At 71.9% G+C, this 16,522-nt stretch carries 15 protein-coding genes; 11 read left to right on the top strand and 4 right to left on the bottom strand.

Annotated features, from left to right (window positions below; translation table 11 throughout):
- Positions 1-29: 29 nt before the first annotated feature.
- From IG74_RS0122045 to IG74_RS0122005, 9 genes are all read left to right on the top strand, one after another.
- Entirely contained in the window at positions 30-1,733 is a 1,704-nt protein-coding gene (locus IG74_RS0122045) for an L-aspartate oxidase (protein ID WP_030679900.1), read from the top strand.
- On the top strand, positions 1,730-2,752 hold the full coding sequence (nadC, locus tag IG74_RS0122040; protein WP_030679898.1) for a carboxylating nicotinate-nucleotide diphosphorylase: 1,023 nt from the start codon (positions 1,730-1,732) through the stop codon (positions 2,750-2,752). Before IG74_RS0122045 ends, nadC begins: the two co-directional genes overlap by 4 nt.
- A gap of 6 nt (positions 2,753-2,758) precedes the next feature.
- Entirely contained in the window at positions 2,759-3,565 is an 807-nt protein-coding gene (locus IG74_RS0122035) for a type III pantothenate kinase (protein ID WP_030679895.1), read from the top strand.
- Positions 3,566-3,661: 96 nt separating this feature from the next.
- Positions 3,662-3,988 carry a hypothetical protein gene (locus tag IG74_RS54420; protein WP_158857722.1) on the top strand — a complete coding sequence of 109 codons (327 nt, stop codon included), beginning with the start codon at positions 3,662-3,664 and terminating at the stop codon, positions 3,986-3,988.
- Between the two features lie 142 nt (positions 3,989-4,130).
- Positions 4,131-4,799 (top strand): hypothetical protein, encoded by a 669-nt coding sequence (locus tag IG74_RS0122025; RefSeq protein ID WP_078868952.1) that lies wholly within the window; start codon positions 4,131-4,133, stop codon positions 4,797-4,799.
- 14 nt (positions 4,800-4,813) lie between these two features.
- Positions 4,814-4,993 (top strand): hypothetical protein, encoded by a 180-nt coding sequence (locus IG74_RS0122020; protein WP_030679889.1) that lies wholly within the window; start codon positions 4,814-4,816, stop codon positions 4,991-4,993.
- 165 nt (positions 4,994-5,158) lie between these two features.
- Complete coding sequence (locus IG74_RS0122015; protein ID WP_078868951.1) at positions 5,159-5,620, top strand: BlaI/MecI/CopY family transcriptional regulator; 462 nt, start codon at positions 5,159-5,161, stop codon at positions 5,618-5,620.
- A 9-nt stretch (positions 5,621-5,629) separates the two neighbouring features.
- Positions 5,630-6,223 carry an amino-acid N-acetyltransferase gene (locus tag IG74_RS0122010; protein ID WP_030679883.1) on the top strand — a complete coding sequence of 198 codons (594 nt, stop codon included), beginning with the start codon at positions 5,630-5,632 and terminating at the stop codon, positions 6,221-6,223.
- A 225-nt stretch (positions 6,224-6,448) separates the two neighbouring features.
- Entirely contained in the window at positions 6,449-6,784 is a 336-nt protein-coding gene (locus IG74_RS0122005; RefSeq protein ID WP_030679881.1) for a histone-like nucleoid-structuring protein Lsr2, read from the top strand.
- Here the strand turns inward: IG74_RS0122005 and IG74_RS0122000 are convergent.
- Positions 6,763-7,419, bottom strand: a complete 657-nt coding sequence (locus tag IG74_RS0122000) for an SCO3374 family protein (protein WP_037825870.1) — start codon at positions 7,417-7,419, stop codon at positions 6,763-6,765. The two genes, IG74_RS0122005 and IG74_RS0122000, sit on opposite strands and share 22 nt — an antisense overlap.
- 466 nt (positions 7,420-7,885) lie before the next feature.
- Between IG74_RS0122000 and IG74_RS0121995 the strand changes: the two genes are divergently transcribed.
- The gene (locus IG74_RS0121995; RefSeq protein WP_030679875.1) at positions 7,886-10,411 is read left to right on the top strand and encodes an ATP-dependent Clp protease ATP-binding subunit; all 2,526 of its coding nucleotides are present in this window, start codon (positions 7,886-7,888) and stop codon (positions 10,409-10,411) included.
- Between the two features lie 351 nt (positions 10,412-10,762).
- Here the strand turns inward: IG74_RS0121995 and IG74_RS0121990 are convergent, their stop codons facing one another.
- Together IG74_RS0121990 and IG74_RS0121985 are read right to left on the bottom strand one after the other, a co-directional pair.
- On the bottom strand, positions 10,763-11,743 hold the full coding sequence (locus IG74_RS0121990; RefSeq protein ID WP_051855141.1) for a PDDEXK nuclease domain-containing protein: 981 nt from the start codon (positions 11,741-11,743) through the stop codon (positions 10,763-10,765).
- A 158-nt stretch (positions 11,744-11,901) separates the two neighbouring features.
- Positions 11,902-14,997 carry an NACHT domain-containing protein gene (locus IG74_RS0121985; protein WP_051855147.1) on the bottom strand — a complete coding sequence of 1,032 codons (3,096 nt, stop codon included), beginning with the start codon at positions 14,995-14,997 and terminating at the stop codon, positions 11,902-11,904.
- A gap of 346 nt (positions 14,998-15,343) precedes the next feature.
- Here IG74_RS0121985 and IG74_RS0121980 point away from each other — a divergent pair, with 346 nt between their 5' ends.
- Positions 15,344-15,901: a M23 family metallopeptidase gene (locus IG74_RS0121980; protein ID WP_030679868.1), complete on the top strand. Its 558-nt coding sequence runs from the start codon at positions 15,344-15,346 to the stop codon at positions 15,899-15,901.
- A gap of 24 nt (positions 15,902-15,925) precedes the next feature.
- Here the strand turns inward: IG74_RS0121980 and IG74_RS0121975 are convergent, their stop codons facing one another.
- Entirely contained in the window at positions 15,926-16,507 is a 582-nt protein-coding gene (locus tag IG74_RS0121975) for a TetR/AcrR family transcriptional regulator (RefSeq protein ID WP_030679865.1), read from the bottom strand.
- Between the last annotated feature and the right edge of the window lie 15 nt (positions 16,508-16,522).

Below are 16,522 nucleotides of genomic sequence, written 5' to 3'. Positions count from 1 at the left end.
CCCCGTACGACCGTGATCGGAGCCCTCGCATGAGCGGTACTGGCATACGGCTGCACGCCCCCGCCCCCGGCTGGTCCCTCGACGCCGACGTCGTGGTCGTCGGCTCCGGAGTGGCCGGTCTGACGGCCGCGCTGCGCTGCGCGGCGGCGGGCCTGGAGACCGTCGTCGTCACCAAGGCGCGCCTGGACGACGGCTCCACGCGCTGGGCGCAGGGCGGCATCGCCGCCGCGCTCGGCGAGGGCGACACCCCCGAGCAGCACCTGGACGACACCCTCGTGGCGGGCGCGGGCCTGTGCGACGAGGAAGCGGTGCGCACCCTCGTCACCGAGGGACCCGACGCCGTGCGCCGCCTCATCGAGACGGGCGCCCGGTTCGACGCGGCCGCCGAGGGCGGACTCGCGCTGACCCGCGAGGGCGGGCACCACCGGCGCCGCATCGCGCACGCGGGCGGCGACGCGACCGGCGCGGAGATCTCCCGCGCCCTCGTCGAGGCGGTCCGCGAGCGCGGCATACCCACCGTCGAGAACGCCTTGGTCCTGGACCTCCTGACGGACGACCAGGGGCACGCGGCGGGCGTGACCCTGCACGTCATGGGGGAGGGCCAGCACGACGGCGTGGGCGCCGTGCGCGCGCCCGCCGTGGTGCTCGCCACCGGCGGCATGGGCCAGGTCTTCTCGGCGACGACGAACCCGTCCGTGTCCACGGGCGACGGCGTGGCGCTCGCCCTGCGCGCGGGCGCGGAGGTCTCCGACCTGGAGTTCGTGCAGTTCCACCCGACGGTGCTCTTCCTGGGCGCCGACGCGGAGGGCCAGCAGCCGCTGGTCTCCGAGGCCGTGCGCGGTGAGGGCGCCCACCTCGTGGACGCGGACGGCGTGCGCTTCATGGTGGGCGCCCACGAGCTCGCCGAGCTGGCCCCGCGCGACATCGTCGCCAAGGGCATCATGCGCCGCATGCAGGAACAGGGCGCCGAGCACATGTACTTGGACGCCCGCCACTTCGGCGCCGACATGTGGGCCACGCGCTTCCCGACGATCCTCGCCGCCTGCCGGGCGCACGGCATCGACCCGGTGACCGAGCCCGTCCCGGTGGCCCCCGCCGCGCACTACGCCTCCGGCGGCGTCCGCACCGACCTGCACGGCCGCACCACGGTGGCGGGCCTGTACGCGTGCGGAGAGGTCGCCTGCACGGGCGTGCACGGCGCGAACCGGCTCGCCTCCAACTCCCTCCTGGAGGGCCTGGTCTACGCCGAGCGCATCGCGGCGGACATCGCCGCCCGGCAGGCCGCGGACACCCTCCACGCGCGCGTGCCCGCCCCGGTGGCGGCCCCGGAGCAGCCCGCCCACCCCCTGCTGCCCCCGGAGGCCCGCTTCGCCATCCAGCGGGTCATGACCGAGGGCGCCGGAGTGCTGCGGTCCGCCGCCTCGCTCGCCGAGGCCGCCGAGCGGCTCGCCGGGATCCACGCGGACGCGGCGGGCGCGCTCGCCGAGGACGGCAAGACCGCCGAGCCGGGCGTCGACGCCTGGGAGACCACCAACCTCCTGTGCGTGGCCCGCGTCCTGGTGGCGGCGGCCCAGCGGCGCGAGGAGACTCGTGGCTGCCACTGGCGCGAGGACCACGGGGCCCGCGACGACGCGGCGTGGGGACGCCACATCGTCGTACGCATCAATCCCGACCGCACTCTCGCCACCCGCACCACCGACAACGCCAGCTTCCCCAGCACTCAGGAGCAGTGACCGACGTGAGCACCACCGGCACCCCCGAACTCCCCATCGCCGACAGCGGCTGCGGCGACGCCTGCGGCTGCGGCGACGAGGCGCCCGACTCCATGGCCTGCGGACTCGACCCGTCGCTCGCCGAGCTCCTGGCCGCCGCCGGGCTCGACCCCGTGCAGGTCGAGGACATCGCGCACCTCGCGATCGCCGAGGACATGGAGTTCTCGCCGGACGCCGTGGACGTCACGACGGTCGCCACCATCCCCGAAGAGGCCGTCGCCACCGCCGACTTCACGGCGCGCGAGGCGGGCACCGTCGCGGGCCTCAGGGTCGCAGAGGCCATCGTCTCCGTGGTCTGCGCGGACGAGTTCGAGGTGGAGCGGCACGTCGAGGACGGCGAGCGCGTCGAGGCCGGTGACGTCCTCCTGAGCATCACCACCCGCACCCGTGACCTGCTCACCGCCGAGCGCAGCGCGCTGAACGTGCTGTGCCGCCTGTCCGGCATCGCGACCGCCACGCGCACGTGGGCGGACGCCCTGGAGGGCACCGGGGCGAAGGTCCGCGACACCCGCAAGACGACGCCGGGCCTGCGCTCCCTGGAGAAGTACGCGGTCCGCGCGGGCGGCGGCGTCAACCACCGCATGTCGCTCGCCGACGCGGCCCTCGTCAAGGACAACCACGTGGTCGCTGCGGGCGGCGTGGCCCAGGCCTTCAAGGCCGTCAGGGACGCCTTCCCGGACGTGGCGGTCGAGGTCGAGGTGGACACCCTCCACCAGCTGCGCGAGGTCGTGGAGGCGGGCGCCGACCTGATCCTCCTGGACAACTTCACGCCCGGCGAGACCGAGGAGGCCGTCGCGATCGTCGGCGGCCGCGCGCTCCTGGAGTCCTCTGGCCGCCTCACCCTGGAGAACGCCAGGGCGTACGCGGAGACGGGCGTCGACTTCCTCGCGGTCGGCGCCCTCACGCACTCATCGCCGATCCTGGACATCGGCCTCGACCTGCGGGACGCCGCCGAGGCCCCCGCGCGCGGGGCGGAGTAACCCGCCATGCTGCTCACGATCGACGTCGGCAACACCCACACCGTCCTCGGGCTCTTCGACGGCGAGGACATCGTCGAGCACTGGCGCATCTCCACCGACGCCCGGCGCACCGCCGACGAACTGGCGGTGCTCCTCAACGGCCTGATGGGCATGCACCCGCTGCTCGGCGAGGAGCTGGGCGACGGCATCGACGGCATCGCGATCTGCTCCACGGTCCCGTCCGTCCTGCACGAGCTCCGCGAGGTCACCCGCCGCTACTACGGCGACGTTCCTGCCGTCCTCGTGGAGCCCGGCATCAAGACCGGCGTCCCCATCCTCATGGACAACCCCAAGGAGGTCGGCGCCGACCGCATCATCAACGCGGTCGCGGCGGTCGAGCTCTACGGAGGGCCCGCGATCGTCGTGGACTTCGGTACGGCGACGACGTTCGACGCGGTCTCCGCGCGCGGCGAGTACGCGGGCGGCGTCATCGCGCCCGGCATCGAGATCTCCGTGGAGGCCCTCGGCGTACGCGGCGCGCAGCTGCGCAAGATCGAGCTGGCCCGGCCGCGCAGCGTCATCGGCAAGAACACCGTGGAGGCCATGCAGGCGGGTATCCTGTACGGCTTCGCGGGCCAGGTCGACGGCGTCGTACGGCGGATGGCCCGCGAGCTCGCGGGCCCGCAGGGGGAGCCCGGTGACGTCACGGTCATCGCCACGGGCGGGCTCGCGCCCATGGTGCTCGGCGAGGCGTCGGTCATCGACGAGCACGAGCCGTGGCTGACGCTGATCGGCCTCCGCCTGGTCTACGAGCGGAACGTGTCCCGTACTTGACGTTCCGTCAGGCAACCCCGGCCCCCTCCGGGGAGTCTCTCCCGGGAGGGGTTCTGAGCGGGTGTGGGGGCTGGGTGCCTGATGGGCGTGGGACGCATGAGGCGTAGGGGGCGGTGGGGCGCCGCGGTGGCCCTGGCGGCGGCGACGCTCACGGCCGCCGCGCCGGTCGCCGAGGCGACCACGGCCCGTGTGACGCGCGCGGAGGCCGCGTACGTGCCCGCGGGAGCCGAGGCCCCCGCGCCCCTCTCCACGGTCGAGCCCACCAGCTCCTCCGGGCCCTCCGGGCTCACCGACGAGCCCCGGCCGGCCGGGCGCATGGCCGAGACCGGCGCGGGGGTGCTCCCGTGGATCGCGATCGGCGGAGCGGCGGCCCTCGGCGTAGGGGCGGTCACCTTCGCCACGACACGCCGCCGCGCCGACTAGGGGCGCCCCGCCCGGGCGTGCGCACGCCCCGTCCCGACGGGTGCGCGGGACTCCGGCGCCGGTGCGCCGCGGGCAGGGGCGACGCGTCGCGCAAACGGGTGAGTTAAGACGATTTTGTCCTTTGCGCGCGTATCGTCACCCCATGCCCACGCCATACGGATCCCGGGGCGGCATGGCCTTCGGCGCACCGGAGCTGCGCGTGCTCCGCCGCGCCCTGGCCCTCGCCCTGCACCCCAGTACCGCTCACGCCCTCGACGACCAGGCCGTGCAGGACTGCGTGCGCCTCGCCGACGACATCGACGAGACGGTGCGCGAAGGCGCACGGCTGCGCGCCTTCCTGGTGGCCGACCTCGCGCGTTACCGGGCGGCGCTCCCCGGCACCGCCGCCGGCTATCTGGAGCTCCTGGAGGACGTGCTCGCCACCGGCTACCGGCCCGCCCCCGACGACCTCGCGGCGCTGCGCGCCCTGCGCGGCACCCCGCGCGCGGCCGCCCTGCTCGCCCGCTGCGAGGGCCTCGCCGAGCGGGCCCTGCGCGCCCGCCTCGCGGCGGCGGGCGAAGCCCGGGCGGCGGACAGCCGCACCGCGCCCCCGCCCCGGCCCCTGGTGCCGCAGTCCCGCACCCGGCTCCTCGCCCTGCCCGGCGGCCGCGCCGCCGACGGCGACAAGCCCGCGCCCCGGCCGAACCCGCCCGCCGAGCCCCCCGCGACGCCGCCCGCGCGGCCCCGCCCGGTGCCCACCCCGGCCGAGGTGTTCCCGCCCAAGCGCCCGGCACCGCCCCCCGCCCCGTCGCAGCGGCTCGCGGCGGGCTAGCTACGCTGGGGGGCATGGAATACGTCTCCGCGCTCGTGCCCCCCGTAGTGATGGCCGTGTTCTTCATCGGCCTCATCGTGACGATCGTCAAGACCCAGGGCGGCGCCAACAAGGCGAAGGAGGACGCCGCCGTCGACGCGGCGATCGCCAGTGCCGAGTCCGTCCGGCAGTCACCGAAGGCCGGCGGCGCCTGACCGAGGCGCCCGTCCACGGCCCCTCAACGGCGTACGGCCCACCCCTTCCACGCGGGCCGTACGCCCTTTTTGTCATGAAAGTCGGCGTTATGGGATGTCCATCCCATCCTTCCCGTCTTTCGCGGCTTCAGTGACTTGGGTCACTTCGCCCACTATTGTTCTGCTGTGCCTCGCCCCTTGGGAGAACTCGAAGACGCAGTGATGACACGGGTGTGGAAGTGGAACCGCCCCGTGACCGTTCGAGAAGTCCTGGAAGACCTTCAACAGGAACGGTCGATCGCGTACACCACTGTGATGACCGTTCTGGACAATCTCCATCAGAAGGGCTGGGTGCGCCGCGAAGCGGAAGGCCGCGCCTATCGATATGAGGCGGTCTCGACCCGCGCCGCCTACTCGGCCGCACTCATGAACGAAGCCTGGTCGCAGAGCGACAACCCCGCGGCCGCTCTCGTCGCCTTCTTCGGCATGATGTCGCCGCAGCAGCGGGAAGCCCTCACCGACGCGGTCCGCATGGTGGAATCCCATGAGAACCCGGTGGGCCCGGCGAGCTCCGCAAGCCCGGCGAACCAGGCGAACCCCGAGAACCGCGCGAACCCCGACGGCCCTGACCGGGTGGCCGGGCGATAGCGTCCGCCCATGCCAGCCGAGCCCGACGAACTCCCCGCGGCGCACGCCGAAGTCCCGCCGCTCCGCGACTCCGCGCCAAATGCCGTCTCCGTACGCAGGGCGCGCACCACGGATGTGCCCGCCGTGCGGTCCCTGCTCGACTCGTACGCCCGCCGGGGTGTCCTGCTCGACAAAGCGACCGTCACGCTTTACGAGGACATCCAGGAGTTCTGGGTCGCGGAACGCGGCGGCGGCAACGGCAAAGCGGGGACCGTGGTCGGCTGCGGGGCCCTGCACGTGATGTGGGAAGACCTGGCCGAAGTCCGTACCCTCGCGGTGAATCCTGAGGTCAAGGGCGCGGGCGTGGGGCATCAGCTGCTCGGTAAGTTGCTTCGGACCGCGCGCTGGCTCGGTGTCCGGCGCGTTTTCTGCCTCACCTTCGAAGTCGACTTCTTCGCCAAGCACGGCTTCGTGGAGATCGGCGAGACGCCCGCGGATACCGTCGACACAGATGTCTACGCGGAGCTCCTTCGTTCCTATGACGAGGGCGTCGCGGAGTTCCTCGGCCTCGAACGAGTGAAACCGAACACCTTGGGCAACAGCCGGATGCTTCTGCATCTGTGATCGTGACCGGGCTATTCCGGGCTGTCACATGGCCGGGTGCCCTATGTCCGAAACGCGCATGTTTCCCGGGATCTCGTGGAGCCGGTCTCTCCCAGGGGTTTGTGTTTTTCCAGGAAAAGCGGTTTGCTTTCCGACGTACTGCAGTGCTGCATATAACAGGGGGCGGCGAATCGGCGGCTCAGGCCGCGTGGCCCGGCCCTGAAGTTATCGATGAAAGGAAATCCGGTGGCACAGAAGGTTCAGGTCCTTCTTGTCGATGACCTCGACGGCGGCGAGGCGGACGAGACCGTGACGTTCGCCCTTGACGGCAAGAGCTACGAGATCGATCTCACCACCGCCAACGCAGACAAGCTCCGCGGGCTTCTCGAGCCGTACCTCAAGGGCGGTCGGCGCACCGGGGGCCGCGCGAGCGGTCGTGGCAAGGGGCGCGCCCCGGCGGCGAGCCAGAGCCAGGACACCGCGCAGATCCGCGCGTGGGCGAAGGAGAACGGCTTCGAGGTCAACGACCGCGGCCGCGTCCCGGCGTCGATCCGCGAGGCCTACGAGAAGGCCAACGGCTGATTGCTCGCACGCCGCAAGCGGACCCGGTGGCACTGCGTCGCCGCCGTGTCCACGAGCCGTACGAGATCGGAGCCCGTGGCGGAGCCGGAATGGGGGTCGGTTCCGCTGCCGTCCAGGGCCCGCGCCGCCGTGCGCGGTGCCAGGGCCGCCAGCGTCGTGAGCGACGGCAGTGCGGCTTCCACTTCGTGTCCGGGCTCCGGGGGGCGCAGCCACACGGCGGCCCCCCGTGAGCCGGGCATTCCCGGCGGCGTCGGAGCGTCGATCAGGCCGCCCGTGCCGATCGCCGTGAGATCCAGGGGAATGTCCCCCCACTCCAGCCAGTCGAGCAGCCCCGGCAGTTCGTCGGCGCTGCCCGCGGCCACCAGGAGCCGCATCGTTCCGCCGTGCAGGGCCACGGGGGCCTTCGGGCCCAGGTGGCGCAGCGCGGCGAAGCCCGCCTCGGCCGGCAGCTGAAGGACGTCGAAGCGCACGCCCGTGACCAGACGGAGGGCCGTCCCGGGCCCCGGCCCGGTACGCACCGGCCAGTCGAGGTCCCGCTCGTACCACCGTCGTACCGGGTCGTCCCGCAGCGCGCTGTCGCGTCGGCTACGCGGTTCGGTGGGCGGCCTGGGGTGCGGAACGCTGGGGAGGGCCATGCCAGGAGCAACCGCCCGAGGCGTACGCGAGTTACGGCGAACGTCACGCACGGTGGCGCACTGGTTGCGCACGGTGGCGAAATCGGGCGCGTATCAGGGACCCCTCCGGCGCAAGGGTGTTCGCCCGTAGCGGAGGGAACCGGTGTGCGCCGCATGGAGTGTCAGTGCATACGGGTAAGACATCCCTAGTGGGGAGGGGCGACACGCGGTGTTCAGGCGTCTCACGTTCGCCAACGGCGTACTGATGGCGAGGGTAACTGCCTGGCCTGCGGGAACATCGTCTCGCACCATCGGGTTGGAGCATGTGTCGGCGTATGAGTCAGGAAGCGTTCCCTACCGTAGTGAGGGTGATCCGGACGGGTGTCGGCAGTTGGAATGAGCGGTCCCCGCTTGCGGGACTAAGCTGCGGAAGGACAGGGAGGGGACCGACCCCTTACTGCCTGACCGCTCTGAGGAGCGATTAACGATGTTCGAGAGGTTCACCGACCGCGCGCGGCGGGTTGTCGTCCTGGCTCAGGAAGAAGCCCGGATGCTCAACCACAACTACATCGGCACCGAGCACATCCTCCTGGGCCTGATCCACGAGGGTGAGGGTGTCGCCGCTAAGGCCCTGGAGAGCCTCGGGATTTCGCTCGAGGCGGTCCGCCAGCAGGTGGAGGAGATCATCGGGCAGGGGCAGCAGGCCCCGTCCGGCCACATCCCCTTCACCCCCCGTGCCAAGAAGGTCCTGGAGCTGTCGCTCCGCGAGGCCCTTCAGCTGGGCCACAACTACATCGGCACGGAGCACATCCTGCTCGGCCTGATCCGCGAGGGCGAGGGCGTCGCCGCCCAGGTCCTGGTCAAGCTGGGCGCCGATCTCAACCGGGTGCGGCAGCAGGTCATCCAGCTGCTCTCCGGCTACCAGGGCAAGGAGACCGCCACCGCCGGCGGTCCTGCCGAGGGCACGCCCTCCACGTCCCTGGTCCTCGACCAGTTCGGCCGGAACCTCACCCAGGCCGCTCGTGAGTCCAAGCTCGACCCGGTCATCGGGCGCGAGAAGGAGATCGAGCGGGTCATGCAGGTGCTGTCTCGCCGCACCAAGAACAACCCGGTCCTGATCGGTGAGCCCGGCGTCGGCAAGACCGCCGTCGTCGAGGGCCTCGCCCAGGCCATCGTCAAGGGCGAGGTGCCCGAGACGCTCAAGGACAAGCACCTCTACACGCTGGACCTCGGCGCCCTGGTCGCCGGCTCCCGCTACCGCGGTGACTTCGAGGAGCGCCTGAAGAAGGTCCTCAAGGAGATCCGCACCCGCGGCGACATCATCCTGTTCATCGACGAGCTGCACACGCTCGTGGGTGCGGGTGCCGCCGAGGGCGCCATCGACGCGGCGAGCATCCTCAAGCCGATGCTGGCCCGCGGCGAGCTCCAGACCATCGGTGCGACCACGCTCGACGAGTACCGCAAGCACCTGGAGAAGGACGCGGCCCTCGAGCGCCGCTTCCAGCCGATCCAGGTCGCGGAGCCGTCCCTTCCGCACACCATCGAGATCCTCAAGGGTCTGCGCGACCGCTACGAGGCCCACCACCGCGTCTCGATCACGGACGAGGCCCTCGTGCAGGCGGCCACCCTCGCCGACCGGTACATCTCGGACCGCTTCCTTCCGGACAAGGCGATCGACCTGATCGACGAGGCCGGTTCCCGGATGCGCATCCGCCGGATGACCGCGCCGCCGGACCTCCGCGAGTTCGACGAGAAGATCGCGGGCGTCCGCCGGGACAAGGAGTCGGCGATCGACTCCCAGGACTTCGAGAAGGCCGCGTCCCTGCGCGACAAGGAGAAGCAGCTCCTCGCCGCGAAGGCCAAGCGCGAGAAGGAGTGGAAGGCCGGCGACATGGACGTCGTCGCCGAGGTCGACGGCGAGCTCATCGCCGAGGTCCTCGCCACGGCCACCGGCATCCCGGTCTTCAAGCTGACGGAGGAGGAGTCCTCCCGTCTGCTGCGCATGGAGGACGAGCTCCACAAGCGCGTCATCGGCCAGAAGGACGCCGTCAAGGCGCTCTCGAAGGCGATCCGGCGTACGCGTGCCGGTCTGAAGGACCCGAAGCGCCCCGGCGGCTCGTTCATCTTCGCGGGCCCGTCCGGCGTCGGTAAGACCGAGCTGTCCAAGGCCCTCGCCGAGTTCCTCTTCGGTGACGAGGACGCGCTGATCTCCCTCGACATGTCGGAGTTCAGCGAGAAGCACACGGTGTCGCGTCTCTTCGGCTCGCCCCCCGGCTACGTGGGGTACGAAGAGGGCGGCCAGCTGACCGAGAAGGTCCGCCGCAAGCCGTTCTCCGTCGTCCTCTTCGACGAGGTCGAGAAGGCCCACCCGGACATCTTCAACTCGCTGCTCCAGATCCTGGAGGACGGTCGTCTGACCGACTCCCAGGGCCGGGTCGTGGACTTCAAGAACACGGTCATCATCATGACGACCAACCTCGGCACGCGGGACATCTCCAAGGGCTTCAACCTGGGCTTCGCCGCCCAGGGCGACACGAAGACCAACTACGAGCGGATGAAGAACAAGGTCTCGGACGAGCTGAAGCAGCACTTCCGTCCCGAGTTCCTCAACCGTGTGGACGACGTCGTCGTCTTCCCGCAGCTGAGCCAGGGCGACATCCTCGAGATCGTCGACCTGATGATCGGCAAGGTGGACGAGCGCCTGAAGGACCGGGACATGGGCATCGAGCTCTCCCAGTCCGCGAAGGAGCTCCTCGCCAAGAAGGGCTACGACCCCGTCCTGGGTGCCCGGCCGCTGCGCCGCACCATCCAGCGCGAGGTCGAGGACACGCTCTCCGAGAAGATCCTCTTCGGTGAGCTGCGTCCGGGCCACATCGTGGTCGTCGACACGGAGGGCGAGGGCGAGACCGCCACGTTCACCTTCCGCGGCGAGGAGAAGGCCGCGCTGCCGGACGTCCCGCCGATCGAGTCGGCCGCCGGTGGCTCGGGGCCGAACCTGAGCAAGGAGGCGTAGCCCTCAGGGCCGCGCCGACGGGACTGCCCCGGACCGTTTCGTACGGTCCGGGGCAGTCCTCTTTTGTTTATGCGGGCGGAGTGTTCCGGGACCTTGCAAACCGGAAGTGCCGTGGGCGCCGGAATACATCAGGAGGGCCTCCTGCGGGGTTCCGGCGGGGAGCACCGGCATTGTCCGCGCCGCAGAGGCAGAGTGTTTCCAGCCGCAATGGGGCGCCGGGGTGAGATAGGCGAGTACGTACGGATCGACGAAGTCGGGCACTTCCCTCGGTGGTGCGGGCGCCGGAAATGCTCATCCGCGCATAGGGGCCGACGGGAACGCGGTTCCAGGGCCACGGGGGCGGAACGGCACTCACAGGTGCGGGGCGGCGTCGACCGGGCCGATGGCCTCCCGCAGCACGCGCGCCAGGTCCTCCTCCGTGGGCAGCAGCTGACGGCCGCGCGGGGGCAGCGAGGTGTAGGTGGCCTGGCCGCTGCTCGTCTCGATGAGCACGCCGATGGTGGGGGCGTCCCGGTCGGGGTCGCGCACCAGCCGGTCCACCGCCCGCACTTGGGTGTCCAGACGGGTGAGGTGGGTGGGGCGCGCGGTGGTCGTCCCGAGCGCGCAGGCGACGTAGCGGCGCAGGGTGAGGTGGTAGAAGAGCAGGTCCACGCGGTGGTACTGGTCACCGGCGAGGACGGGGTAGCGGCAGCCGACGAAGGCGAAGCCGGTGCCGAGGCCGGTGAGGACCCGGACCATCCGGTTCGCGATCGACTCCTCGTACGTGGGGTCGGCCGCGGGGCCCTTGTCGTCCAGGCGCAGGAAGTCCAGGCGGTAGGGGTCGCAGGCGAGTTCGGCGAGGGCGGGGGAGCCCGCGGGCAGGGTCACGTCGTCCGCGAGCGGGGTGGTGCCGCGCTGCGGGAGGTGCAGGCGCTGGCGGATGGCCAGGTTCAGATGCGCCCGCGACCAGCCGTTGCGGACGGCCTCGGTCGCGTAGAAGTCCCGTTCCGCGCGGGTGTGCAGTTTGTCGAGCAGCACCGTGATGTGGCTCCAGGGGAGCTGGGCGACCGGGCGCTGGGCGATGAGTGCGGGCCAGGTGTGCGCCATCTTCGGCGTCTGCACGAGGTTCCGGTACGAGAAGATCCGCTGCCGGGGGAAGGCGCCCCGGAGGTCCGTGGCGAGCCGGGCCACGATGCCGGTGCCCCAGCCGTCCTCTGTCTGGCGGGCCAGGATCAGCTTGCCGATCCGCCAGTACATCTGGACCAGTTCGGTGTTCACGGCCCGCCGGGTGCGGAGGCGGGCCCCCTCTGCCGTGGCCTTCGCTTCGGCCAGCAGATCTTCGTACTTGTGCATGGGGCGAGGCTCGCGCAGCGGGTGCTTTACAGGGGCGGGAACTCTGAGGGGTCATCCGAACGTGTGGGGGTGGTTTGGGAGTTCGGCTCCTTACGGGGCATGGACCGGACGTTTCGATCGGTGCGGACGGGCTGCTTCGGTCGGTGCGGACCGGCCGTTCAGTCGGAGGGCGAGGTGAGTGAGGTGTGCGTCTCCACCGTCATGCGGGTCGGCAGGTCCGCCAGGCCGCGCACCCGCTTGGCGTGCACCACGACGCGGCTCAGCGTGGGGTGCGGGGCGAGCGCCGAGAGGTCCAGTTCCACCTTGTGCGCCATCACGCGCAGCAGGCGCAGCTCCGGGAAGAGCTCGGTCAGGCGCGGTGCCGCCGACTCCCAGAGGGCCGAGTGGTTGAGCCGGAGCGTGCGGACCGTCGGCAGGCGCAGCTCCGGCGGGGCGGTGGCCAAGGGGCCAGTGGACAAGGTGAGCTGGTCGAGCTCGGGGAGGCGGGCGAGCGCCTGCCAGTGGTCGGGCGCCGACGGGTAGGAGTCCCGCGCGGCGATCACCCAGTTGAGGGTCGGCCACCGGTCGATCGCGGCCGCGTCCCGCAGGTACCGGCGCGGACCGAAGAGGCCGAACGTCCGCAGCGGCGCCTCGGCGGGGAAGAGCGCGAGGCTCCACGGCTCGCGCACGTCGAGGACGCGCAGCTCGGTCAGGGAGCCCAGGGACGCGCACGCCTCGGGCCGCAGCCGGCCGGGCGGGACCCGGAGGTCCAGGACGACGGGGTCGCAGGCCGTGAGGATGCGCGAGGCCGCCTCGACGCCGACGGTCTCCCTGATGTCCAGGTGCCGGGGGCGCAGGCCGAGGCGCACGAGTTCGGTGATCTCGTCGTCGGAGCGGAGCGTGAAGTGGGTCTCGCCGTCGTCGAGCCGGGCGACGACCTGCTCCGCGTACAGGCGGCGGTCGAAGCGGCTCCAGCCCCACATGAGCTGGCCGCGCACGGACTGGTCGGGGTGGCTCGTGAAGCGGGCGAGGAAGGGGATCGCCGCGTCGGACGGGACGTGCGTGGCCGCGATGGTGACGTTGAGGGCGTCGGCCGCGGTCAGGCCGTCGGGCCCCGGCAGCAGGTCGAGCACCATGGGGCCGACCGCGCCCAGCTTGCGGGCGTCGGCGGCGTCGCGCGGCGGCACCAGCTCGGCCGTGCGCCGCTCCACCTCCGTGCGGACCGCGGGGTCGAGCTCGGCCGCGTGCTCCAGGCAGGCCGCCGCGAGGAGGTGGACGCGGGCGCGCGGGGCGTCGCGCAGCTTGTCGCCGTGGGCCAGCAGGTCGCGCAGGATCTCGGCCCGCTCGCGCGGCCGCGCCTGCGCCACCGCCATGCGGATCACGTCCTCCCACTGGTCGTCCGCCGCGTGGCGCGCGAGCATGCCGAAGTCGCCCTCGTCGACGGCCGCCCGCGCGCCCAGGAAGTCCTGGAAGGTGCGGTGGACGAACACGGCCGTGTCCGGGCCCGGCTCGCTGAGCAGTCCGCTGCGCTGGAGGAAGTGGTCGTACACCGCGGGCGCGGCGCCGAGCGCCGCGAGCTCCGGCACCGCGGGGAGCGCGTCCGCGATGATCGTCTCCGCCCGCGAGCGGTCCATCTCCGTACGGCCGTTGCGGATCAGCCAGTACGCGAGCCGCTGCAGGACCTGGAGCTGGGGCTCCTCCCGCAGCTCCGGCATGCCCATGTGGCGCTCGCGGTCCCGGCGGAGCAGGAGCATGGACAGGGCCGCCGTGTAGAGGTCCTTGCGGCCGAGGGGGAGGAAGCCGCGGCGGTCCCGGTGCAGGGCGCAGATCAGGCCGCACATCAGCGGGTTGGTGGCGAGGCGGCCCAGGTCGGGCTTGGCCCGGACGGCGGCGAGCAGCTGGGTCTCGTAGGCCGCGAGCGCCGCGTCGTCGTCCGGGGCGCCCGTCGTCGCGGCCGCGTGCCAGCGGCCGATGAACGCGGCCACGTCGGGGCCGCGCATCGGCGCCAGCGTCAGCTCCGTGAAGCCCTCGTCGGCCAGCCAGTCGTCCCGTACGGCGGAGGGGCGGGACGTCACCAGCCAGCGGTTGCCGGGGTAGGCGTCCATGAGGTCCGCCAGCCACGCGCGCGTGCGGGCGCGCTCCGCGTCGGGGACCTCGTCGATGCCGTCGACCAGGAGCAGGGCCCGGCGCGCCGTGAGCACGCGCGCCTCCCAGCCGTCGGGCTGCTCCCCGGCCAGGGGCGAGCCCACGGCCGCCAGGAAGTCCCTGGGCGCGGGCAGGCGCTCGCCGTGGCGGGTGAGGGTGCGCAGCGGCAGGACGTAGGGGACGCGGTCGTAGAGGTACGCCATCCGCTCGTCGAGGTCCTGGCGCGCCGCCGAGACCGCGAGCCACTGCACCAGGGTCGTCTTGCCGGAGCCCGCCTCGCCGCGCAGGAGGACGCGGTCGTGGGTGGCGAGGGCCTGGTCGGCGGGGTGGGGCTCGGCCTGTTCGAGGCGCTTGCCGAGGATCTCCTGCCAGTCGTCGCCCGGTTCGACGTCGCCGACGTGGACCTCTTCGCGCGGGGTCGCGAGGAGGCTCATGTACGCCGCGTCCAGCGGCCACTTCCCGGGCGAGTTGGCCAGGTCGATGCCGAAGATCGTCAGCTTGCCCTGCTTCCTCGCGACGTACTCCAGGTACCGCTGCTCGAACGAGGCGTCCTCCGCCCCCGGAAGGGGGTCCCTTCTGATCAGCTCGTCAACTTTGGCTACCAGTTCCGCCTGGCGGCGGCTCTGCCGCACCAGGGTGTGGGCCACGAACGTCGACCGCTGGGTGAAGAAGTTCAGGACGTGCAGACAGGTGGCGGTGAGCAGGCGCTCGTAGAAGTACGCGGCGTCCGCCGACAGGTCGCGGGCCGGGTCCCCGCTCGCCGCCGCGGCCGCCCGGCGCAGGCGCCGTGCCAGGTCGTCGTGGCCCAGCTCCACCGCCTCCACGTCGGTCAGGGTGACGTCGCCGAGGGCGTGCAGGGTGTCCGTCAGGGCGTGGACCACCGCCTGCTCCTCGTCGGCGGGCAGCGGGCGCTCGCCCGCGCGGACCGCCTGGCGGACCAGTTCGGCGGCGAGGCCGCGCAGGTCCTTCTCCGTCAGCTTCCGGTGCTCTCCGGTGAAGGACACCAGGGAGTCGATACGTACCGGTTTGTCCACCAGGGCGGCGCCGGGGCCGGGTCGCGTGAACAGTTTCCTGACCAGAGGGGTGACGATTCCGGACGCGAGACGGATGCCGACGGCCGCGGGTTCCATGCGCGCGAGCGTAGCGCCGGTCACATCGGCCCGGTGGTGGATCTTCCGGGCGGTGACATGGGGCACAGGGCATACGTCACATACGAGGACGGTTAGTGGTGCCGTTCGACGGCGTGGACGGGACTTTCGGCCCGCAACCCGCCCCCGGGGCTACGGCCGCCCCTAGTAGATGCGCGTTTTGGGCGCCGGGCGGGGTGGGGGTTACCAAGGGATGGCCATCCGGCACGCACCCCCCTCGCGTGCCGGATTCCCTTTGCGGTTCTTGCCTTGTACGTCCCAGCGTGCGGGCCGCGTCCACGCGGTCCGCACCCCCGGCACCCGTGTGCCGCCCGCCCCGGAGGTCCTCATGTCGAAGCGCTCGAAGTCCCACCATTCCGGCCGTCCGTCCCGCCGCGTCCGCGCGGCCGTCGTCGCCGTCGGCGTCGGCGCGGTGACGGTTCTCGGAGCGGGTGCGGCGAGCGCCGCCGCGAAGGCTCCGGCCGCCCCGGCCTGGCAGGACCCGGTCGACCGCTACCGCCTCTCCGCGACCTTCGGCCTCGGCGGCAGCATGTGGGCCCACAAGCACTCCGGCCAGGACTTCGCCGTCCCGACCGGCACCGTGGTCAAGTCCGTGCACGCCGGCACCGTCGTGAAGGCCGGTCCGAACGGCGCCGGTGACGGACCCGCGTACGGCAACGCCGTCGTCATCAAGCACGCGAACGGCACGTACTCGCAGTACGCCCACCTCTCGCGCGTCGAGGTGCGCGTCGGCCAGGCCGTCACCGGCGGCCAGCGCATCGCCCTCTCCGGCAACACGGGCAACTCCAGCGGCCCCCACCTGCACTTCGAGATCCGCACGACGCCGAACTACGGCTCGGCCGTCGACCCGGTCTCCTTCCTGCGCAAGCAGGGCGTGCGCGTGTGATCCCCTCCGCGCGCACGCTCTGACTCATGCGCCGTGGTGCGCCTGGGTCACCAGATCGATGGCGACCTCGAGGATGGCTTTCCGCTTCTCCTCGGGGTCGCCATCGGCGTCTTTGAGCACGAACATCCCGCCGTGCATGGTGAACAGCGCGCTGAAGCAGCGCACCTGCGCGGTCATCGGCGTCGCCGGATCGTCGCCCCTGAGGATGTCGAGCAGGGCGAACATGCGGTCCTTGAAGCTCTCACCGGTCTTCAGGTCGCGCATCGTCGCCTGGTTCTCCTGCATGAAGCGGAAGAGGGGGGCGGCGTCCGTGAGGATCTCGCTGTAGCGCGTGAGGATCGCGCGCTTGGTGTCGAGCGTGCGGGGCTGTTCCCCGCCCCATTCGATCAGCTCGTCGATGGGGCGGGTCATGTCGTCGAAGATGCTGGTGAGGATGTCTTCCTTGGTCTTGAAGTGGTAGTACAGCGCCGCCTTCGTGACCTCGAGACGCTCGGCGATCTCCCGCAGCGACGTCTTCTCGTACCCCTGCTCGGCGAACAGTTCGAGCGCTACGTCCTGAATGCGCTGGCGGGTGTCACCGCGGCGCTGCTGCTTCCCTGTGCCCATGGGGCGATCCTCGCA

Source organism: Streptomyces sp. NRRL B-1347, assembly GCF_000720325.1.
Classification (GTDB): Bacteria; Actinomycetota; Actinomycetes; order Streptomycetales; family Streptomycetaceae; genus Streptomyces.
This window is presented reverse-complemented; position numbering and strand designations above follow the sequence as displayed.